This window comes from Methylobacterium sp. Leaf125 (assembly GCF_001423085.1).
GTDB lineage: Bacteria > Pseudomonadota > Alphaproteobacteria > Rhizobiales > Beijerinckiaceae > Methylobacterium.
In genome coordinates this window covers 1-18,877 of record NZ_LMNU01000022.1, presented here as the reverse complement: position 1 = coordinate 18,877, position 18,877 = coordinate 1, and the positions used below count along the sequence as shown (strand labels likewise).

Below are 18,877 nucleotides of genomic sequence, written 5' to 3'. Positions count from 1 at the left end.
CCAACCTTGGTGGTCAGCTGACCGTCTTCTCGCTGCCGAACTAATCGGTCGCACGTTACGGTAAGGCCAGGGGTGCCGGCGCGGGTTTCCGCGCCGGCATTCCTTCATGAGATTAAAGCCTTATGGGAAGAACATTTCGTTTTTCGGTTCCGCTGGTTTGCCTCCTGACGTGGCCGGCCATGGGAGCGCCGAACGGAGATGAAAAGGTTGGTTGCAAGTCAATTTATACCTTACAAGAGCTGATCCGGCTGAAGATCGCTTCAATTGAGGATCAATACATCACTCGATTGGGCAAGCTCATCCGTTTAGGAGATTGCAAAATTTGGACCAGCAAGGATCGTATTGTTTTGGGCGATACGAGCGATGGTCTGACATGCGTAAATATTGAAACAAATAATATTTGCTATTGGTCTGATGTTGCATCTGGCAACTAGGTGATATTTTCAATCACTCATGCCATGTGCGTCAATATTAATTATTTTATTACTTTATCTAAGAATATTTGGTTTTACTTTGAGATGAACAATCTCAGAAATCAAAATCGGTGTTTGAATTTCTGCGCCGGACCAGAGGCTAAAGTTTTGCCGCAAGCTTGACCTCGGACGATTGACTAAAATATATTCAGGTATTTGTATTTTATCTGATTGCTTTCATTGAAAAACTAACTAGCTCGGCAAAGCTATGTGTTCCAGATTTCCGGCGAATTGCCGAGATGATGTTGACGACGGTCTTGTACTTCATCGATAGCTTGTCAGAAATTGTTTGGTAGGAATCTCCCTCCTTGATCAGGGTGAGGACATGCAGTTCGCGCTCCGTGAGATTTACGGCGGTCGAGCGGTGGGCGGTTGCGTTGAGCATGGCCACTCGCAGAGCGAGGTCATGATTGAGGTAGTTTCCGCCGCTGCGCACTTGGTCGAACGCTCTAAGGAATTCCGCAGCCGGTGCATCCTTGAGGACATAGCCGCACGCCCCGCTTTCCAACGCGCGTGCCACGATGGTGGGATCGTCGTGCATGCTGAAGGCGAGGATCCGTGTCCGACGCTCCAGATCGCGGATGCGCCGGATCAGGGACAGGCCCGAAACGCCATGCTCGCCGAAGGTGAGGTCAGCAATCACTATGCCCGGACGTTGCCGGTAGAAGGCCCGGTAGGCCTCCACGATGGTGGTCGCCTCATGGATCGTGTCGATGCCAACATCCTCCATGAGGGTGCGAAAGCCTCTCAGGATCACTGGGTGGTCGTCTGCGATGAGAATACTCGTCGGCGGCTCCCTCATGGCGTGGTCGCCGGTGCGGCGGGTTGCGCGGCGTAGCGCTCGGTCAGGCGCGCGAGGGTCTGTGCCCTGTCCAATCCCTGCTGCCGTGTGTTGTAGTAGTGCTGGCACAACTCGCCGTAGAGCTGCTTGCGGTGGGTCGGGGCTGCGGCTTCCTCAAGGCCGTCGAGAAGGTCGGCATAGGTCTCTGGCGCGCCGGCCTCGGCAAGCATCTGCCCAAGTTGCACCGTGCGGTTGGCGATCATGCGGGGATCTTCGATGAAGGTCTCGGCGGCCCGTGCCAGGCTGTGACGCAGGTCGTCGCTGCGCACGTGTGCGCCGGACGCCGGCTGTCCGGGCTCGCGCCGGGCAAGCCAGAGCGCCGGCTCCATGCCATCGGTGGGCGATAGCCAAGCCGGTACCTCAGCGTCGGACTTCGTCGCTACCACCGTCGCCTCCTGCGCAGGCTCGCCGCCGTCGCAGCTGGCCACGCCCAGGGCCAGCATAAGGAGCAGGGGCAGGGCCGGCGCAGGAACGGCAGCGTGCCTCATCGGCCTGCTCTGGGGGGAACCGCAAGGCTGCGTGGACCCTCGGGTACGGCGATCCGGTAGGTCTCGCGCAGCGTCGTTAGATCGATGACGGAGACGGAATCGGAGAACCAGTTGGCGACGTAGGCCCGGTGGCCGGCTACCGCCACGCCCTCCGGGTAGCGCCCGACCGGCACGGCGGCCAGCGTTGCGCCGCTGACCGCATCGACGACGACCAGGGTTCCGGCCCGCTGGTCGGTGACGAGGATCCGAGCGCCGTCCGGGCTCACGGCCACCCCGTATGGCATGCCGCCCACAGCGAAGGTCGCGACGGTCCGGCGATTGGCGGTGTCGATGACGCTCACGGTGCCGCTACGCACGTTGGCTACGTAGAGCCTGTCGCCGGCCGGGCTCAGCGTCAGCGCGAACGGCGCCTCACCTACCGGAATCGTCGCGACGCGCGCCATTGCGGTGGTGTCGACGACGCTGACCTGCCGGCTTTCCCGGTCGGCTACATACAGCATGCCCCGGCCATCGATCACTAGGGCGGCCGGTTCGCGGCCGACCGGCACCGTCCCCTCCAACGTGCCACTCTCGGCGGAGAGGCGCATCACCCGGTTGCCGGCCCAGTCGCCAACATAGAGTTGCGCGCCATCCGCCGAGATCGCGATGCCGAAGGGCTGTCCGGGCACCGGATAGGTCCGTCGGACCGTTCCGCCGGACTCATCGACGAGGGTGACCCGACCCGTATCCGGATGGGTGAGGTAGAGTTGCCCCCCGGGGCCGGCCGCCATCTGGGCCGGGCCGCGCCCAACCGCGAGGGGCGCGCCGCCCGACGCGGATCCAGGCGCCAGAGCCACCAGGGTTCCGGCGCCCTGACTCGCGACGTAGACGGTCTGCGCTCCGGCCACACAGGGTGCGAGGCCGAGGATCAGACCGGCCCAGGCGTGTTGTCCGATCACCGGAACACCCATCATGGAGCGGCGTTCCCCTCAATCTTCGCCTTCAACCCCTTCAGACCATCTGCGAAGTAGCGGTTCATGGCGGTGCGGCCGGCCTCGTCGCTGAGGTCCTCCGGCGGCTCGTTGCCGGTATCGCCCCGATAGAAGCGGCCAAGCCACTCGACCCGGGAGCCGTCGCCTTCGGGGGACACCGTGAGGGTGGCCGAGTAGGACGAGACCGGAAGCGCCTTCAAGTCGGGATCGGAAAGGCGGTACGAATAGCTCAGCCCGGCGGCACTCATCTCGTCGAGCCCCTCGTTCAAGGTGCCACCCGCCTTGAGCATGACCTTCCGCTGGCCGCCGGACCCGTTGCCACCGCTGCCCTCGCTCCTGGCAACATCAGGGTGCCAGGACCCAATGCCAGCGAACTCGCCGACCACTTTCCAGACGACATCCGGCTTGGCAGCGATGACGATGCTCTGGTCGACTTTCTGCGGCGTCGGGCCATGGGCGAGGGCCGCCCCGGAGAGCAGAATCAGGACGAGGGCGGGAACACCGAGACGCATCGATCAGGCCTTTTTCCAGGTCGGGAATCCGCGGGCGCGGAGCAGGGGTGTGAGGAAGGCGGCGAGCAGCAGCAGCAGGGCAGCCGCTCCCAGAACGGGGCGTGGGTCGAGGCGGCCCGGAACCGGGCGTGGCGTCGCGGCGCCCCTGAGCGGCGCGCTGAGGCCGTGCGGTCCGTCGAGCGGCGCGTAAACGAGGCCGGTCTCGCCGGCGAGGGTGCGCAGGTAGGATTCCCGCACCGAGGACAGATGCTCGGTGCCGCTGGCGGCGGCCGCGCCGAAGGGGGCATTGCGCGGATTGTAGCCCTCGCGCTGCGCGGCATCGGCCGGCGGCGGGCCGAAACGGTTCTCCTGCTGGACGTCGCCGGCACCGTAGAAGCCGGTCTCGCGGCCCCGGTCATCATAGCGCGGGATCGGTGACAGACCGGGTGCACCCGCCCCCACGATGAGGCCTCGCACGCCGCCGAGTCGGCCCTCAAAGGCTGGTCCACCCCGGCTCGGCAGGGGCGGAGCCTCCTGCCCGTCGGTGATGAAAACGAGGTCTGTGCCGAGTTCCCCCGCCATGGCGATGCTGCGGAACAGCCCCGCCGAGATCCGACTGTCGCCCTCCCAGGCCATGCGCCAGTCGATCCCTGCGAGGGCTCCATCAATCGGCGCAAAACCAGCGCAAGTCTCGATGGGCGTGAACAGGAGAAAGGGTCGGCGCTCGGTGAAGAGGCCGAGGGCGAACCGCGATCCGCACGGCAGGCCGGCGACAAGGTCGCGCAGCGCCACCTTCGCGGTGTCGAGTCGGCTTGTCGGAACTCCGTCGGCGTCGACGTAGTCGCGGACGTTCATGCTGCCGGTGATGTCGACGATCGCCAGGACCGAGACGCCGTCGCGGGCGAACGGAAGCGGACGCGCGACAAGGGCCAGGGCCACCAGCACGAGGGCTCCGGCGAGGAGGCGCAGGCGTCCATCCGACAGGTTCCGCAGGATCAGTCTGGGAAGGGTCACGGCTCGCCCCGCGGCTGGCCCGGAATGTCGGTCCAGATCTTCTTCGGTTCGGCCTTCAGTTCGTCCCCGGACTTGCGATCGAACTCCGGAAAGTCGCGCAGGAGGCGCGAGGCGACGTCGAGGTTGAACTTCGCATCCCAGAAATCCGGCCGAGCCTGGAGGGCGCGCCGGTATTCCTGGCGCGCCAGGGTGATGCGGGGTCCGGCGGGGTCGAGGTCGCCGCGCTCGAGGTGGTCGAAGGCCTGACGCAGATGGGCATTGGCGAGGGCGAAGCGGGCACGGGCGGCTCGCTCGACAGCGCCCTGCCGTTCGAGGGCATCGACGAGAGGCTCGATCGTCTCCACGGCGCCGCGTCGGGCAAGGTGCTGGACACGGGCCAGGAGAAGAGCCGGAGCGGCCCCGATCGGAACCACGACGTCCTGGCCGGCGGAGAGCGCCCGGATGGCGGCATTGTCGCGCGCGATCCGCCAAGCGCCGTAGCTACAGCCCAGCGCAGCTATACCAAACAGGATCGGCAGCAGGACGAGGAGGCGCGGGCGCAACCGCTGCCAGCCCTCGCGCAGGTCCGTGCGATGCGTGCGGGTGCGGTGCCCGACGGAGGGTGGCGCTGTGCGCCACGGCAGGATCGCGGTCATCGTCATGCGGCGTGCCTCGCGGGATCGGATGCGATGGCGAGGACCGGGGCGGCCGACCTGCGGGTTCGACGGAGGTCCGCCTCGCCCAGCTTGGCCGCGACGAGGACCACGAGTCCGACGAGGCTGGCGGCGTAGGCGAACCCTGCCAGATCTCGGCGGGGACGCTGCTCGGTGTAGGGGATCGGGTCGCGCTCCAGCCGCTCGATCTGGGCGATCGCCTCGGCCACTGCCTCCGCACCCTCGGCCTCGAAGGCACGGTAGGGCGTCCGCAAACTCTTGAAGAACAGGTCGAGGTGGCGCTCGGGCGCCGCCTGCGGGGTGTCCTCGCCCGCCGGCCGATCAGAGATGGAGGGCGAGCCCTTCGTGCGCAGGAAGAGCCAGTAGAGGTTCGGCCGCAAGCGGGTGAACGCGGCCCGGAGGGTGTCCTGCACGCGCGGGTCGATCACGGCCGCTCCGTCCGAGACCAGCAAAAGCGCCCGGGAGGTGGCGGGGCTGGCCGGCCCGAACTGAGACAGCGCCATGGCGAGGCCGCGGGCGATGTTGGTGTAGTCGAGGCCCGGCCGGTCTATGGCCGCGATGGCCGCCCGGACCGCCGCGTGCCGGTCGGTCATGGGAATCACCAGCATCGGCGCCGTCGAGAACGCCGTGACCGCGAACTGGTCGTGTGCTCGGCTGCCCACGAAAGCAGCGAGCAGTCGGCGCGAGGCGGCGGCCTTCGATTCCTCGGCGCCGGAGGGCTGCCGTCCGGCAAAGGTCTCGTTCATGCTGCCCGAACGGTCGATCAGGATCGAGACTTGGGCGCCGATCCCGGTCCGCGTGAGGGTCTCGCCCCGGCGGTAGGGACCGGCCAGGGCGAGGATCAGGCCCGCAATAGCGACGATTCCAGCCACGCGCAGGAGGGCGCTGATCGCCCGCGACGGGCCGTCGGGCGGGGCTGCCGCCAGGGCGGCCACGGGGACCCGGCGCTGGGCCGAGGTCAGGAGTGGCAGCAGGGCGAGAGGTAGGAGCCAGAGCAGCGCCGGATGGTTGGCGGAGAAGCGGACGAGCGCATCGATCATGCGGTGCGCTCCGCGTGCGCAAGGCGCCGAGCGAGAGCGGCGAGATCGGCCAGGGCGAACGCGCCGAGCTCCGGCTCCGGGCCGGGACCGAAGAAGGTCCGGCGGGAAGCCGCGAAGAACCGGGCCAGGTCCGGCCCCTCCAGCGCGTAGGCCGGATGGGTCTTCAGGAAATCGTCGAGATCATCGGCGAGCAGCCGACGGCCGGCTGCCGTATCGAGGCCGACATGGAGCGCCAGCAGGGCGTCGCGGTAATGGGGTGTCGGGTCCGGCCGGCGTGCCAGAGATCGGATCCGGCGGGCAGCGAGGGCGAATGGACGGCCGCGCCGGGTCCTGAACGGCCACCAGGTCCGGTCCCGGGCGAGTCCCGCGAGCGCCAGGAGGGCAAGGGTGGCGGAGCCGGCGGCGCCGAGGAGCAGGGGCCGCGGATTGCCGGGGCCGACCTTTCCGTCGGGACGCATGTAGTCGCGCGGGTCGTCCCGGGCGGGCGGCTGGATTTCGCGCAGCGGCGAGACGTTGAACGACCAGGCCGGCACCGCGGCCTTGACGGTGGTGGCGCCGTGATCGCTCTCGCTCACGAAGGTGACGGTGAAGCCCGGAATCTCCAGGGCGCGGGCATCGAGGGCGGCGTAGAAGGTCTGATAGGTGAGGCCGAGGCGCACGCGCTGGGCGTCGCCGTATACCGACGCGGTCGCGTCGAGGTCGCGCAGGTCGAGCCAGTAGGTGAGCGCCCCGGGCTTCGGCAGCGACGCGGCCTGGAGCCGGAAGCCCGGCTCGACCACGAGGTCGACTTCGGCTCGGACCAGGTCACCGAGGAAGTAGCCGAACGGGCGCGGCGTGCGGACCTCGACGGAGTGGACCTGGGCCCCGGCCGGGCCGGACAGGAGCGGGGCGAGGATCAGGGCGAGGCAGCGGATACGCATGGTCCGCCTCAGGCGCCGAGGAGGTGGCGACTGACCGCGTCGGGATCGAAGCGGCCGGCGACACGGAAGGGCGGGCGGCCATGGGCCGTCGCGAGGCGCCGCAGGGTCTCGATCCGGGCGGCTTCGCGGGCGATCCAGCGCCGGCGCAGGGCGGGTCGCATGAAGACCAGCCGGCGCCCGGCGCCTTCGAGATCGTCGAGTTCGAGGAGGCCCCAGTCCGGCAGGCCCTCCGCCTCGGCGGCGTCGCCGAGAAGCACCGGGACCAGGTCGTGCCGGCCCAAGGCGGCGAAGACCTCGGTGATCAGCGCCTCCGGCCACCGGAAGTCGGAGAGCAGGAACACGATCTTCGGCCGGCCGGCGAGGCGGCGGGTCGCCGCCACCATGCCGGCGGCGCCGTGGCCGGTGCAGGCGGCGTCCGCGAGGCGCCGCGCCACCTCGGCGGCCCGGGTCGGGGCGCGGCTGGGCGCCAGGAACACGTCGTCCCGTACCGTCTCGTCACAGCCGATGAGACCGAAGGCATCGCCGATCCGCGTGGCCGAGGCGGCGAGGCCGACGCAGAAGGCGGAAGCCAGGGCCATACGGTCGGCTTCGCCGGTGAAGCGCATGGAGGCGGAGAAGTCGAGGAGTGCCCAGACCTCCACCGGGGTGCGCGCCTCGAAGCGGCGCACGACGGTGCCCTCGAAGGGGTCGCGCAGGGTCGCGCGAACGTCGATGCGGCGGGCATCCGGCATCCGCAGGAATGGCACCTGATCGCGAAAGGTGCCGAGGCCGCCGGCCTCGCGACCGCGATGGGCGCCGGGGCGGGTGCCGGGCAGGCGCCCGCGGGGGCGGTAGACGATGTCGGGTTGCGCCGTCTCCGTCATGGCGCCGGCACGATCTCGAATACGGCCCGGCAGAGCTCGGGCATGATCGCGGCCCGGCGCAGCTCGTAGATCGGCTCCAGGAAGACCCGGTGGGCCATGACCTCGGGGAAGACCGCCCGGACGTCCTCCGGCACCATCCAGTCGCGACCTTCAAGCCAGGCGCGGACGCGGGCGGCGCGGACCAGGAAGGCGACGCCGCGGGGGGAGGCCCCGCCCTGGACCAGGCCCTCCATGTCGAGGCCGGGCAAGCGGATGCCGGCCTGCGCCGGCCGCACCAGCGCCTCCCAGAGACCGATCACGTAAGCCTCGATGGCGGGGCTCGCCTGGATGCCGTGCTGGATCGCGGCGGCGATGCCTGCGAGGGCGGCATGGTCGAGGACGTCGCCGTCGAGGCCGGCGATCAAGGCGTCGGTGTCGTGGAAGCGCGGATCGAAGACCAGGGCCCGGCGGGCCTCGGCATCCCGGGGCGCTTCGAGCCCGATCTCCATGAGGAAGCGGTCGCGGGCGGCGGCGGGAAGCTCGAAGGTCTCCTCGCGCTCGACCCGGTTGCGGTCGGCGAAGACCTGGAGGTTGGGAAACCGGTACTCCCGATTGAAAGCCGTGAGCGTGCGCTCGGCCATCAGGCGCAGGAGCAGCGCGTGGACCTGGGGCCGGGCCCGGTTGATCTCGTTGAAGAAGAAGATCGACAGGTCCTCGGATTGCCGCAGGACCGGCCCCGGCTCGACCCGGGGGCGGCCGTCCTCGGCGAGGTAGGTGTGGTAGACGAGGTCGGTGGGCATCATGTCGACGGTGCCCTCGACGCGGGCATAGGCGCCCCCGACGGCCCGAGCCACGGCGCGCAGCAGCGTGGTCTTGCCGACGCCGACATCGCCCTCCAGCAGGACGTGGCCGCGGGCGAAGAGCGCGATGGTCAGGAGCCGGATCGCGCGCGCCTGTCCGAGCACAGCCGCGCCCACCGTCGTCTCGAAGCGGCCGGCCGCCTCGCGCCAATCGGTGAGAATCGCATCGCCGGAGCGGAACTGGTTCATCATGGTTCGCCTTGGAGGAACGACCGCGACCCGGGACGGCGCGTCTGCAGGTCGCCCGGCCGGATCGCGGTCGAAGCGACGGCCGCCCGCGGGGTTAGGGACGACCGTCGATCCCGCTCGAAGACCCGAATAGAAGGGCTCGAAAGGAATCCCGGGATCAGTTCGAGGACAACTTGGTGACGTCGTACTCGAACTTGCCGGTCTTCTTGGCGGCCTCGATGCGCTTCTTGTTGCGCTCTTCCATGGCCTTGATCGACTCGGATTGCTTGTTGAGCTCCTTCGGGTCGTGCTTCGGATCGTACTTCGTGCCGGCGATCTTCTCGGGGAAGCCGGGCTTGGGCTCCCAGCAATTCCCGGCGGCCTTGCACTTGGAGCCGTCATAGGCCAGTGCCGGGAGCGCGAGCAGCGCGCCCGCACCGAGGGCCAGGGCCGTGATGAATGTCCGCATGGTCGTCTCCTTGATCGATCGCGTGTGGGGTGATCGGATGTTGCGGCTCTGCGCCGTGGTGGCTCACGGATGGCGCCCGTGACTTCCTCGGACGTCACTCCGCCAGCGGCGGACACTGACCCTTGACGTCCTTGGGGAAGGTCTCGCCCTGCTTGTAGGGCGTGTAGTTCTTCTTCTGCGCGTCGTTGAGCCAGACAGCATCCTGGACCGGACCGGTATAGAGGTGCCGGATCCAGGCGATGACTTGGAGCATCTCGTCGGGGGTCAGGTTCTCGTTGTGCGGGCCCATCATGCCGTTGGCGCCGCCGAAGATCGTGGCGAACAGGCCGGTGTCCTCGGTGTTGGCCGGATAGGTCCAGTAATTGTCGTTGAGCCCCGGTCCGAGCTTGCCCTCGGCCAGGTGGCCGTGACAGCCGGAACACGAGGTGGCGAAGAGGGACTCGCCGTTGCGCAGGCAGGACTTGTCGTCGATGTAGGCGTTCTTGCCGGTCTGGAAGAAGTCCTTCACCGCCGGGGTGTCGCGGCCGCCCTCCTTGCCTTCGGCGACGTTGAGCTGCTCGCCCGTGACCGTGTTGCGGAAGACGAAGCCGGTTTGGGGGCCGGCGGCGGGCTGGGCCAGCGCCGCGACGCCGCCCAGCACCGCGGCGAGGCTGAGGCAGATGGCCAGGATGCCGTTGGAATCACGCATGAATTCGACCTGATGACGCCGGACGGCTGACCGGCCGGGCGGGGCTGGACCGGACGCCCGTCGGGGCGCCGGCGAGGGAGCGGATCTCGGGGACGAGCGCGTCGGGCGCCGCGTCAGTTGGTGACGGGGACGAGGGGCACGCCGTCCTGCTTCAGGATTGCCTCGATCTTCGGCTTCGCCTTGACGATGGCCGCATCGAGGGCGGCCTTCAGGGCGGCATCGTCCCGCCGCACGCCCATGGATTGGTCGAAGCTCTGCGGCATCTTCCGGCCGTCGCTGCGGGTGGTGTCGTCGGGCACCAGGGTCATGCGCAGGGGCTGGGCGGAGTCCTTGACGTAGCGGGCGACGTCCGGGCCGAAGGCGACCGCCACGTCGGCCTTGCCGGTAGCGACCTCGCTGACCATCCGGGCCGGATCGATCTGCGTGTAGGTGTTGCGGGCCGCGCGGAAGTTCACCAGCGAGTAGAGGTAGGCCATGTCCTCCTCGTAGCGGCCGATATCCTTCAGCATGACCTCGCCGGGGGTACCGAAGCCGACCACCATGTGGTCGACGGTCTTGAGCCGCGGATCAGACCAGGACTTCACGTCGAGGTCGCGGTCGGCGCGGGTGATGAACACGTAGCCGCTGCGGTAGTACGGCTTGGTCGTAAGAACCCGCTGGTCGTCGCTGTCGAGGCCGACCACCACGTCGCAGAGCTTCTTGTCGAGGCTGTCGCGCACGAGGTAGATCGCCGCCTTGTCCGACCAGACGAACGCGGCCTGGCGCCCCATCGCCTCGGCGACGGCGGCGGCGATGCGGTTCTCCAGCCCGCTGCCGTCCTTGAGCGAGAGCGGCGGCTGGTTGGCGGCGCACACCCGCAGGGTCTTTTCGTCGGGGGCGGATTTTGTATCGCCTTGCGCGAAGGCGCCACCGCCGAGGGCGAGAAGAACCGCGGCGGACAGGCATGCTGTAGCGAAGGACATGGGAGCGTTTCCGTTGTTCTTGTTGGTCGGAATCTTCTGGGACCGAACCGCGGCGCGTCGGGCACTGCCCTCCTCCCCCTGTGGGGAGGCGTTGGGGGTGGGAGTGGTCGGGTGACCCTCGACGGACGAAGGCCAGCGGAGCCCCCCCCCACCCGTGACCCCTCCCCACAGGGGGAAGGGGACGCGCTCACGATGCGGGCGCTGCCTTGCCGTGCTGCCTACTTCGCCGCCGCCGTCTGGTACTCGCCGACGTTCGGATCGTCGTAGGGGCCCTTGCCGCCCAGCGAGAACACCATCACGCCGCCGCCCATCTGGGTGTAGTTGGCGAGCTTCTTGAAGGCGCCCACCGCGCCGAGGCCGGCGGTCGGGTCCTGCAGGTCGAAGACCAGGCCGACGCCCGGCCAACCGCCGACGCCGTAGTAGATCGCCACGTACTGCTCACCCTTGTGGGTGTAGGTGATCGGGTAGCCGATGGCGCCTGAGGGCATCTTGAACTTCCAGAGAAGGTCTCCGGTGTCCGAGTTGCGCGCCTTGATGTAGCCGTCGAGGGTTCCGTAGAACACCAGCCCGCCGGCGGTGGCCGTCGTGCCGCCCCAGACCGCGAAGCGCTCCATTTTCTCCCACTGGAAGGCGCCCGTGATGGCGTTGTAGCTCTTGATCTGGCCGAGGCCCTCGTAGTTCTGCCGGTCGCCCTTCGGACCCGGATACATGTTCAGTGTCGCGCCAACGAAGAACTGACCCGCGCGGTAGGGCAGCATGAAGGGCTCCCAATCCATGCAGATGTGGTTGATGCCCATGAAGAACGCCTTGCGCTCCGGATCGTAGGAATCGTGGCCCTGGTTGTGGTAGCCCATCGCCGAGGGACAGATGTCCTTGCCGAGATGGTCCATCCGGGTGCCGTATTCTGGGTCGCGGACCGGCTGGCCGGTCTTCAGGTCCACGGACTTGAAGACGTTGACGGTGTCGTCGATCTTGTTGGCCGAGACCAGCGAGCCGTCCGTGCGGTCCAGCGTATAGACGATGCCGTTCCGGTCCGGATGGGTCAGGAGCTTGCGGTCCTTGCCGTCCTTGTCCTTCTGGTTCGAGAGCATCATCACGTTGACGCCCGCGTAATCCCACTCGTCGTGCGGGGTCTTCTGGTAGCCGAACTTGGCCTCACCGGTGTCGACGTCGCGGCCGAAGATCGTCATCGTCCACTTGTTGTCGCCCGGACGCATGGTCTCGTTCCACGGCGCCGGGTTGCCGGTGCCGAAGTAGATCAGGTTGGTGCCGGGATCGTAGGCGTACCAGCCCCAGTTGGTGCCGCCGCCGATCTTCCAGGCATCGCCCTCCCAGGTGGAGGTGCCCAGCCCCTTCTGTCCGTAATGGGCGTTGCGGATGTTGAAATCGTCGGCCAGCAGCAGGTCCTTGTCCGGGCCGGTGGCGTAGGCGCGCCAGACCTGGGCGCCGGTCTTCACGTCGTAGGCGGTGAGGTAGCCGCGCACGCCGAGTTCGGCGCCGGAGGAGCCGATGATGACCTTGTCCTTGACCACGTAGGGCGCGATCGTCAGCGTCGAGCCGACCTTGATGTCGGAGTTCTCGACCTTCCAGACGGTCTCGCCGGTCTCGGCGTTGAGCGCCATGACGTTGCCGTCGAGGAGCGTCTTGAGGATGAGCGCTGGGGTCTTGCCGTCGCCGGGCCAGTAGGCGAGGCCGCGGTTCACAAGATCGCAGCAGGCCACCGCGCGGGCGGCCGGGTTCTGCTTGGGCTTGTCCTGCCAGAGGATCTTGCCCGGATCGTCGAGGCCCAGCGCGAAGGTGTTGTTGGGGAAGGAGGTGTGGACGTACATCTTCCCGTCCACCACCACCGGGGCGCCCTCGTGGCCGTTGAGCAGGCCGGTGGAGAACGTCCAGGACACCTTTAGGTCCTTCACGTTGCTGGTGTTGATCTGCTTGAGCGGGCTGTAATTGTCCGAGTCGTAGTTCTTGCCGGGCATCACCCAGTTGGCGTCGTCCTTCGCCATCTCGACGAGCTTGTCGTTCGCCGCAGCCATGCTAGGCAGACCCAACGGCGCCAGGGCGCCGAGCGCCATCACCGAGACCGAAGCCAGAAACCTATTCATCCCAACGTCTCCTACCCTGATGGCCGCGTCCGTCGACCATCCGGTCGGGCGCAGCCTTTGATTTCGCCGGGTCAGCACAAGTCCCTGTATTGATCCCAGGGGCTCGTCGTATTCATAAGAAAATCTTGAGATATAGAGGTTCTTATGAATGTTTTATTACTGATCGGCTGGCTATTCATACAAGCATTTGCCTTTCGCGCTGTCTGCGGGATGTTGGCACTTTTTTATCGGGATCAATCGGCAATCGATGCTGTGAAAACCGGAATATAAAAGACTTTTCTCTGGCAATTCGAGGAATATCAGCTGGGCAATTGACAGGATGTCTCCCGTGGAAGGATGGTGCGCCCGATTGGGCAGCTTGAGAGATGCGGGAAAGTCTTTTGAATATGGTTCGCAATCTTACTATATTCTTATTCTGTGCTGTCGGCGCGGCGTCGCGCGCGGAGGCGGCACGCCTGACGCTGGACGATCCGGTCGCGAGCTGGTCGCGCGCCCCGACCACGGACCGGGTCGATTTCGCCACCCGGATGGGCAAGGCGTTCTCGAGCCTCTCACCGCAGCTCGACCGGGACTATTTCGTCCGCTGCCTCGAGGAGACCGCGAATATCGGCAATCCGCGCGACACCAAGCTGGAGCAGGCTGTGAAGATCTGCGTCTCCGTCCACCAGGCCGCCGACGAGTAGGCGCTTGGGCCAGGGCAGCGGTGGATGGAAGCGATCGATTCGGGCGCGCGTCCGAGGGGGCGGAGCGCTGGTGGGCCTCGCGCTCGCCGGGGCGGGGCTCGTCGGCCTCGGATGGAGCGGTGCGGGACGGGCGGAGAGCCCGCAGCGCTGGGCGGCGCTCTATCCACAGGATGACCGGCGCGAACTGGAGGGGGCGGACTACGCCCGCTATCCCGGCGCCGGCGTCCTCTACTGCCGGGCGGACGGCATTCCCCGGAAGGCGGCCGCCGCCTGGCTGATCGGCAGCCCGCGCCTCGTGGTGCTGAACGCCCACAACTTTCGCAGCCGGCACCTGGAGCCCACGCGCGACATCGCCGACTGCTTCTTCCAGATCGGCGGTCGGAACTACGCCTTCGCCCCCGAGACCCTGCGCCTCGGTACCGTGCCGGGGGCGATGTCGCTATACATCACCGACGATTGGGCGCTGGTCGACCTGGCGGAGCCGGCCGAGGGAGTGCGTCCGCAGCCGGTGCCGGCCTCACCCGATCTGTCGACCGGATCCGTACCGGTCCCGGTCGTCATGGTCTCCCCCGGCGGCCATGCGAACTATCCCGGCCAGAGCAGCCTCGAAGCCTGCACGATCCACCGGATTGATGCGCCGAGCGAGGATGCGATCCGGCGTGTCCGCCACGACTGCAACAATGGCTATGGTGGCTCCGGCTCGGGCCTGTTCGACACTGGGGGCCGCCTCCTCGCCCTCCATAGCGCCTCCTTGTCCATGAACTCGCGCCGAGCCTTCGACATCGAGTACCACTACGGATCGGCTCTGCTCTTCGAGGGCGGACTTACGGAGGCCATCCGTGCTCGTCTTGCCGCCGACCCAACGGTGCGCTGACCGGCACCCGCAGTGGATGGCGCGCGGCGCGATCGCAACCAGGCCTCGCATAGGTCCCTTGCCAAGCTCTACAAGCACAGACCCAGTGTTGCGCATCACGGCCACGTGACGCCTCCATGCCGGTGCCAACGTTGCCAAACTATCCTGGCTATTTTAGGCATTCCCGGTAACGTTCGCGGCAGTGCACAATCGCCAGAGTCGCGCATGGGAGGATTTTATGGCCAAACGCGTGTTATCGGTTGCTCTGATCGCCATCGTGCTCGGAGGTGCTGCTGCCCCGACACTCGCGGCGTCCAGCCTGCGGGCCTTCGATCCCGACAACGACGGCACGATTGACCTTAAGGAAGCCCAGGCCGCCGCATCCGCGGTCTTCGCCAAGCTGGAGAAAGACAGCGATGGTACCCTTGACGTCCGGGAACTCAAGGGCCGCGTCGGTCAAAAGGCCCTGAAGGCTGCCGATCCGGATCAGGACGGTACGCTAGATGAGAAAGAGTACCTTGCCCTGACAGCGCAGGCGTTCCAGCAGGCCGATCCGGACAACGACGGCACCGTAGATACCAAGGAACTGAAGTCGCCAGCAGGCAAGAAGCTTTACAAGCTGATCCGCTGAAGCCTGTGGATCGTAGCGCATCAGGCGTTTGAACGCCCACGGTTGGATAAGCCTACTTTTGGGAGCGCTTCTCGCATGCGGAGTGCTCCCATCTGTCAGCAAGGCAGCAAGGCAGCAAGGCAGCAAGGCAGCAAGCGTGACATAACGGACGTAGTCCCTGCACCCGCTTAGATATTTCAGACTTTCGAACCCTAGACCCAAGTGTCAACAATAAATATTAAAATCAAGCATTATAGACCTGCTCTATAAACCCTACGCAGCCCTTCAAGTTCGTGATGCTCATGTCCAGCCTACCTCCGTTTTCGAGGCGTAGGCAGACGACTGGAGCAAGCCATAGTTTTTCCAGAGCCAATTTATTGCCGCGGATAGTTCCAGAGAACACGACTGAGCCACGCCTCTCTTCGAAATTGATTTCGTATCTGACTTTTAGTGGCCTGCTCCCCAACAGCAGTACGATTCCGCTACCGGATAAGATTTTCGGTAATTGATTCCTTTTCGACTGCTTCAGGAATTCCAGGCGCGGCAGCATGGGTTCGACCAAAAATCGAAAGTTGGAGTAACCGCGACGATAGAGTCGTTCCACAAGAATTGTCAAAGTAACCCGAGGCATGTCCCGGGGAACGGGCTGAAATTTTATTGCCAAATCATCCCAAATTGATTGCGCAATTGCCAAAATGAGGCGGATTCGCATTACAATATGTTGCGTCCCTACAACTGCTCCCTCAAACATCGCCTCCCTTCTCCGTCCCCGGCGGGATTCGCCATCGGACTGCCTTGCTCATCAACCCCACTTGCCTGACATGTTTTGGAAAGCCGCTGGTTCGAAGAACCGCAGTAAGCAGAAACAAATAGAACTTGGGTTGGAATGACGATGCGGACGGTTCGGAGTAGCCTCCTCGTTTCAGTCGCGCTGTTGCCGGGAGCGGCGTGGGCACAGGATGCAGTTACGCTGAGCGAAATCAGCGTGGTTGCCACCACTCCTGTCGGCGGAGGAGGCTTTGGGGCTTCACGGCTTCCTGCCCCTCTCGGCGCGACACCTGTCGCATCGCCGAGCGCCAATCCGACGTCATCCCTGGCGCTTCCGCGCCTACGTGGTGGCGAGCAGCCCCTCTATAAGATCCCGAGCACTGTCGAGACGGTGACGGCGGCGGACCTCGACATCGATCGCGGCACCTTTAACGCGGTGGCGACGCTGGCGCGCCGGACGCCCGGCCTGAACCTGTCCGACTCGCAGGGCAACAACAACCGCCTCGACATCAACTATCGCGGCTTCCAGGCCTCGCCAGTGACAGGCGTGCCTCAGGGGCTGGCCGTCTACCAGAACGGTGTGCGCATCAACGAGGCCTTCGGCGACACCGTCAACCTCGACCTGATCCCCCCCTCGGCAATTCAGCGCATCGACGTGGTCACGAGCAACCCGGTCTTCGGCCTCAACGCGCTGGGTGGGGCGATCAACATCCAGATGAAGAACGGCTTCACCTGGCAGGGCACCGAGGTCACCCTGCTCGGCGGGTCGGACGGGCGCGTTGCCGGCGGCCTCGAATACGGCAAGGTGATTGGGCCCTGGAGCTTCTACTTTAACGGCGACGGCCTCAACGACCGAGGCTGGCGCCTCGAGTCGCCGAGCACGATCGGTCGCATTTACAGCGACGTCGGCTACCGCACCCTCGATTCCGAGTTCCACCTTATCGGAAACTTTGCCCGGACGTTCTTCGGCGCCGCCGCCGCAACGCCGGTGGACTTCACCCATGTCGATCCGCGGGCGATCTTCACCTACCCGCAGAGCACCACCACGCAACTCGGGACCCTGCAGCTGACCGGCCGGGTCGACATCTCGCCGACCTGGGATCTAGCCGGCAACGCCTATTTCCGACGCTTCAGCCAGCAGTACATTGACGGCAACGACGCCGAATTCGAGCGCTGCGGCAGCTCATGCTCGACACCCGAGGCTCTGCGCTTCGACGATGACGGCTTCCCCGGCGTCGCCTTCAACCAGTTGCGGGTCCGCGGTGCCAACGGGCAGATCATTCCCTTCACCCGGGGCGTCCCCTATGGCACCCTCGACGTCACGCGCACCGAGGCGACTGGTTATGGCGGCTCGCTTCAGGCGGCCAACCGCGACCGCATCTTCGGCTTCGGCAACAGCTTCGTCGTCGGCGGCAGCATCGATGTGGCGGACTACAGCTACAAATCCTCGAGCACGCTTGGCGTGATCAACCCCGATCTTTCCGTGACCACGAACCCGAATAACCCGACCTATGGGCTGATTCCGGGCCTCGGCACCAACCAGCTGCGCACGGACGGCGCACTCGGCATCGCGCCGAGCTCGGTGCTGGGCTCTAACCTCTACATGGGCCTCTACGCCACGGACACCTTCGACGTCACCGATGCGCTTTCGGTCACGGCAGGCGCCCGCCTGAACTTCGCCCGCGTCACCACCACCGACCAGACCGGCTTCTCGCCGGACGTCAACGGCACGCATTATTTCACTAAGGTGAACCCACTCGCGGGCCTGACCTACCGGTTCACGCCGAACTTCTCGCTCTTCGGCAGCTATTCGGAGTCGAACCGAGCTCCGACGCCGCTGGAACTGGCCTGTGCCAATCCGGACCGGCCCTGCCTCGTGCCGAACTCCCTAGTTGCTGACCCGCCGTTGAAGCAGGTCACCGCTCAAAATTATGAGGTCGGCATCCGGGGGGCGATCCCCAACTTCTATGACGGCGGCCTGCTTACCTATAAGGTCAGCGCCTTCCGCAACGACCTAACTAATGACATCTTGCAGCTCGCCACCCCCGGCAACGCCGCCCGCGGCTACTTCGTCAACGTGCCGGCGACGCGACGCCAGGGCGTCGAGGTCGGTGGCGAGTTTACGCGCGGCGACTTCTCAGTCTACGCGAACTACGCTCTGATCGACGCCACATTCCGGTTCACCGGCACTCTGTCCTCTCCGAATAATCCTTTCTCCACCGAGGATGCCGACGGCAATCCGGGGCAAATCTTCGTAACTCCCGGCAAGCAGGTGCCCCTGATCCCGAACCACCAGTTCAAGGTCGGGTTCGAGTATATGGTCCTGCCGGGCTGGCGCTTCGGCATGAACCTGCAGGCCTACTCCTCGTCCTATTTCCGGGGCGACGAGTCGAACCTCAACCGCAAGCTGCCGCCCTACTATGTGCTCGGTCTTAACACGAGCTATCAGATTACGCCGAACCTCCAGGTCTTCGGATTGATCACAAACCTCACCAATAACCGATACACCACGTTTGGCACTTTCTTTGAGACTGGCATCGTAGCCAACCGTTATCCCGTCAACGATGTGAGGACAACGACGCTGGCCCAGCCCCTCTCGATCTATGGCGGTCTGCGCTACGCCTTCGGCGCAGACCCGGTGCCGATGCAGGAACCGCTCATCCGCAAGTACTGAGCGTTGGTATTGCCGTCACGGCACGGGAGATCATCCAGACGCCCTAACCAAACAAGATTAGAACGTCACATGGAGCGGCCGGGGAAAACTCCGGCCGCTTTCGTTTGAGGTCAGCTTCCACGCACGTCGCGGTCGACTCAGGCGCATCACGTTGAGGATGGCGGCGAAGTAATTGTCTCCCGCAGGTCGAGCGGTGTTAGAGCCCGTCCGATAAGGGGCTGAGGCAGGGTTGAGTGGCCGGGATGGCAGTGATTCCAGGAGGGGGCTGAAACCTGACCTGGATCTGCCATGTGGACCCCGACCACCC

General features: G+C 65.8%; 20 protein-coding genes. 5 read left to right on the top strand and 15 right to left on the bottom strand.

The annotated features are described in order from the left end of the window. The first annotated feature begins 179 nt into the window (after positions 1–179). On the top strand, positions 180–434 hold the full coding sequence (locus ASF58_RS26145; protein WP_156375761.1) for a hypothetical protein: 255 nt from the start codon (positions 180–182) through the stop codon (positions 432–434). Between the two features lie 202 nt (positions 435–636). Here the strand turns inward: ASF58_RS26145 and ASF58_RS16470 are convergent, their stop codons facing one another. The 14 genes from ASF58_RS16470 to ASF58_RS16405 form a co-directional block, all read right to left on the bottom strand. Next, complete coding sequence (locus ASF58_RS16470) at positions 637–1,275, bottom strand: response regulator transcription factor (RefSeq protein ID WP_055954755.1); 639 nt, start codon at positions 1,273–1,275, stop codon at positions 637–639. Further along, complete coding sequence (locus ASF58_RS16465) at positions 1,272–1,802, bottom strand: hypothetical protein (RefSeq protein ID WP_055954752.1); 531 nt, start codon at positions 1,800–1,802, stop codon at positions 1,272–1,274. The genes ASF58_RS16470 and ASF58_RS16465 overlap by 4 nt, the downstream gene beginning before the upstream one ends. Next, complete coding sequence (locus ASF58_RS16460; protein ID WP_244477366.1) at positions 1,799–2,755, bottom strand: cytochrome D1 domain-containing protein; 957 nt, start codon at positions 2,753–2,755, stop codon at positions 1,799–1,801. The genes ASF58_RS16465 and ASF58_RS16460 overlap by 4 nt, the downstream gene beginning before the upstream one ends. Further along, on the bottom strand, positions 2,752–3,285 hold the full coding sequence (locus ASF58_RS16455) for an SRPBCC family protein (protein ID WP_055954749.1): 534 nt from the start codon (positions 3,283–3,285) through the stop codon (positions 2,752–2,754). Before ASF58_RS16455 ends, ASF58_RS16460 begins: the two co-directional genes overlap by 4 nt. A 3-nt stretch (positions 3,286–3,288) precedes the next feature. Further along, positions 3,289–4,278 carry a vWA domain-containing protein gene (locus ASF58_RS16450; RefSeq protein WP_055954747.1) on the bottom strand — a complete coding sequence of 330 codons (990 nt, stop codon included), beginning with the start codon at positions 4,276–4,278 and terminating at the stop codon, positions 3,289–3,291. Continuing rightward, positions 4,275–4,913, bottom strand: coding sequence for a hypothetical protein (locus ASF58_RS16445; RefSeq protein WP_055954765.1), 639 nt, complete (start codon positions 4,911–4,913; stop codon positions 4,275–4,277). Before ASF58_RS16445 ends, ASF58_RS16450 begins: the two co-directional genes overlap by 4 nt. A gap of 2 nt (positions 4,914–4,915) precedes the next feature. Next, positions 4,916–5,971 carry a vWA domain-containing protein gene (locus tag ASF58_RS16440; RefSeq protein WP_055954744.1) on the bottom strand — a complete coding sequence of 352 codons (1,056 nt, stop codon included), beginning with the start codon at positions 5,969–5,971 and terminating at the stop codon, positions 4,916–4,918. Beyond that, a complete protein-coding gene (locus ASF58_RS16435; protein ID WP_055954741.1) occupies positions 5,968–6,891 on the bottom strand; it encodes a hypothetical protein in 924 nt (307 codons plus the stop codon). The genes ASF58_RS16440 and ASF58_RS16435 overlap by 4 nt, the downstream gene beginning before the upstream one ends. Positions 6,892–6,899: 8 nt before the next feature. Continuing rightward, the gene (locus ASF58_RS16430) at positions 6,900–7,754 is read right to left on the bottom strand and encodes an MxaS protein (protein WP_055954738.1); all 855 of its coding nucleotides are present in this window, start codon (positions 7,752–7,754) and stop codon (positions 6,900–6,902) included. Continuing rightward, positions 7,751–8,782 carry a MoxR family ATPase gene (locus ASF58_RS16425; protein WP_055954762.1) on the bottom strand — a complete coding sequence of 344 codons (1,032 nt, stop codon included), beginning with the start codon at positions 8,780–8,782 and terminating at the stop codon, positions 7,751–7,753. The genes ASF58_RS16430 and ASF58_RS16425 overlap by 4 nt, the downstream gene beginning before the upstream one ends. A 157-nt stretch (positions 8,783–8,939) precedes the next feature. Further along, entirely contained in the window at positions 8,940–9,230 is a 291-nt protein-coding gene (locus tag ASF58_RS16420) for a methanol dehydrogenase [cytochrome c] subunit (protein WP_055954734.1), read from the bottom strand. Between the two features lie 94 nt (positions 9,231–9,324). Further along, positions 9,325–9,918, bottom strand: a complete 594-nt coding sequence (gene moxG / locus ASF58_RS16415) for a cytochrome c(L), periplasmic (RefSeq protein ID WP_055954731.1) — start codon at positions 9,916–9,918, stop codon at positions 9,325–9,327. A gap of 113 nt (positions 9,919–10,031) precedes the next feature. Beyond that, a complete protein-coding gene (gene moxJ, locus ASF58_RS16410) occupies positions 10,032–10,880 on the bottom strand; it encodes a methanol oxidation system protein MoxJ (RefSeq protein ID WP_055954728.1) in 849 nt (282 codons plus the stop codon). A 218-nt stretch (positions 10,881–11,098) separates the two neighbouring features. After that, positions 11,099–12,982, bottom strand: a complete 1,884-nt coding sequence (locus ASF58_RS16405; RefSeq protein ID WP_055954725.1) for a methanol/ethanol family PQQ-dependent dehydrogenase — start codon at positions 12,980–12,982, stop codon at positions 11,099–11,101. Between the two features lie 386 nt (positions 12,983–13,368). On the opposite strand from ASF58_RS16405, the gene ASF58_RS16400 reads away from it, so the two are divergent. The 3 genes from ASF58_RS16400 to ASF58_RS16390 all read left to right on the top strand — a co-directional run bounded on the left by ASF58_RS16400 (position 13,369) and on the right by ASF58_RS16390 (position 15,149). Then, complete coding sequence (locus ASF58_RS16400; protein WP_244477365.1) at positions 13,369–13,665, top strand: hypothetical protein; 297 nt, start codon at positions 13,369–13,371, stop codon at positions 13,663–13,665. A 70-nt stretch (positions 13,666–13,735) separates the two neighbouring features. Continuing rightward, positions 13,736–14,539 (top strand): serine protease, encoded by an 804-nt coding sequence (locus ASF58_RS16395; protein WP_348271606.1) that lies wholly within the window; start codon positions 13,736–13,738, stop codon positions 14,537–14,539. A 217-nt stretch (positions 14,540–14,756) separates the two neighbouring features. Then, on the top strand, positions 14,757–15,149 hold the full coding sequence (locus tag ASF58_RS16390) for a hypothetical protein (protein ID WP_055954722.1): 393 nt from the start codon (positions 14,757–14,759) through the stop codon (positions 15,147–15,149). Positions 15,150–15,372: 223 nt separating this feature from the next. Here ASF58_RS16390 and ASF58_RS26140 read toward each other — a convergent pair whose 3' ends face one another. After that, positions 15,373–15,879 (bottom strand): hypothetical protein, encoded by a 507-nt coding sequence (locus ASF58_RS26140; protein ID WP_156375760.1) that lies wholly within the window; start codon positions 15,877–15,879, stop codon positions 15,373–15,375. A 135-nt stretch (positions 15,880–16,014) separates the two neighbouring features. Here ASF58_RS26140 and ASF58_RS16385 point away from each other — a divergent pair, with 135 nt between their 5' ends. Further along, positions 16,015–18,570, top strand: coding sequence for a TonB-dependent receptor (locus ASF58_RS16385; RefSeq protein WP_055954719.1), 2,556 nt, complete (start codon positions 16,015–16,017; stop codon positions 18,568–18,570). Positions 18,571–18,877: the final 307 nt, after the last annotated feature.

Excerpts from the sequence above, each read along its gene's own strand:
- ASF58_RS26145 (WP_156375761.1), top strand. The coding sequence starts at position 180 with ATGGGAGCGCCGAACGGAGATGAAAAGGTTGGTTGCAAGTCAATTTAT.
- ASF58_RS16470 (WP_055954755.1), bottom strand. The coding sequence starts at position 1,275 with ATGAGGGAGCCGCCGACGAGTATTCTCATCGCAGACGACCACCCAGTG.
- ASF58_RS16465 (WP_055954752.1), bottom strand. The coding sequence starts at position 1,802 with ATGAGGCACGCTGCCGTTCCTGCGCCGGCCCTGCCCCTGCTCCTTATG.
- ASF58_RS16460 (WP_244477366.1), bottom strand. The coding sequence starts at position 2,755 with ATGATGGGTGTTCCGGTGATCGGACAACACGCCTGGGCCGGTCTGATC.
- ASF58_RS16455 (WP_055954749.1), bottom strand. The coding sequence starts at position 3,285 with ATGCGTCTCGGTGTTCCCGCCCTCGTCCTGATTCTGCTCTCCGGGGCG.
- ASF58_RS16445 (WP_055954765.1), bottom strand. The coding sequence starts at position 4,913 with ATGACCGCGATCCTGCCGTGGCGCACAGCGCCACCCTCCGTCGGGCAC.
- ASF58_RS16440 (WP_055954744.1), bottom strand. The coding sequence starts at position 5,971 with ATGATCGATGCGCTCGTCCGCTTCTCCGCCAACCATCCGGCGCTGCTC.
- ASF58_RS16435 (WP_055954741.1), bottom strand. The coding sequence starts at position 6,891 with ATGCGTATCCGCTGCCTCGCCCTGATCCTCGCCCCGCTCCTGTCCGGC.
- ASF58_RS16430 (WP_055954738.1), bottom strand. The coding sequence starts at position 7,754 with ATGACGGAGACGGCGCAACCCGACATCGTCTACCGCCCCCGCGGGCGC.
- ASF58_RS16425 (WP_055954762.1), bottom strand. The coding sequence starts at position 8,782 with ATGAACCAGTTCCGCTCCGGCGATGCGATTCTCACCGATTGGCGCGAG.
- ASF58_RS16420 (WP_055954734.1), bottom strand. The coding sequence starts at position 9,230 with ATGCGGACATTCATCACGGCCCTGGCCCTCGGTGCGGGCGCGCTGCTC.
- moxG (WP_055954731.1), bottom strand. The coding sequence starts at position 9,918 with ATGCGTGATTCCAACGGCATCCTGGCCATCTGCCTCAGCCTCGCCGCG.
- moxJ (WP_055954728.1), bottom strand. The coding sequence starts at position 10,880 with ATGTCCTTCGCTACAGCATGCCTGTCCGCCGCGGTTCTTCTCGCCCTC.
- ASF58_RS16405 (WP_055954725.1), bottom strand. The coding sequence starts at position 12,982 with ATGAATAGGTTTCTGGCTTCGGTCTCGGTGATGGCGCTCGGCGCCCTG.
- ASF58_RS16400 (WP_244477365.1), top strand. The coding sequence starts at position 13,369 with ATGGTTCGCAATCTTACTATATTCTTATTCTGTGCTGTCGGCGCGGCG.
- ASF58_RS16390 (WP_055954722.1), top strand. The coding sequence starts at position 14,757 with ATGGCCAAACGCGTGTTATCGGTTGCTCTGATCGCCATCGTGCTCGGA.
- ASF58_RS26140 (WP_156375760.1), bottom strand. The coding sequence starts at position 15,879 with ATGTTTGAGGGAGCAGTTGTAGGGACGCAACATATTGTAATGCGAATC.
- ASF58_RS16385 (WP_055954719.1), top strand. The coding sequence starts at position 16,015 with ATGACGATGCGGACGGTTCGGAGTAGCCTCCTCGTTTCAGTCGCGCTG.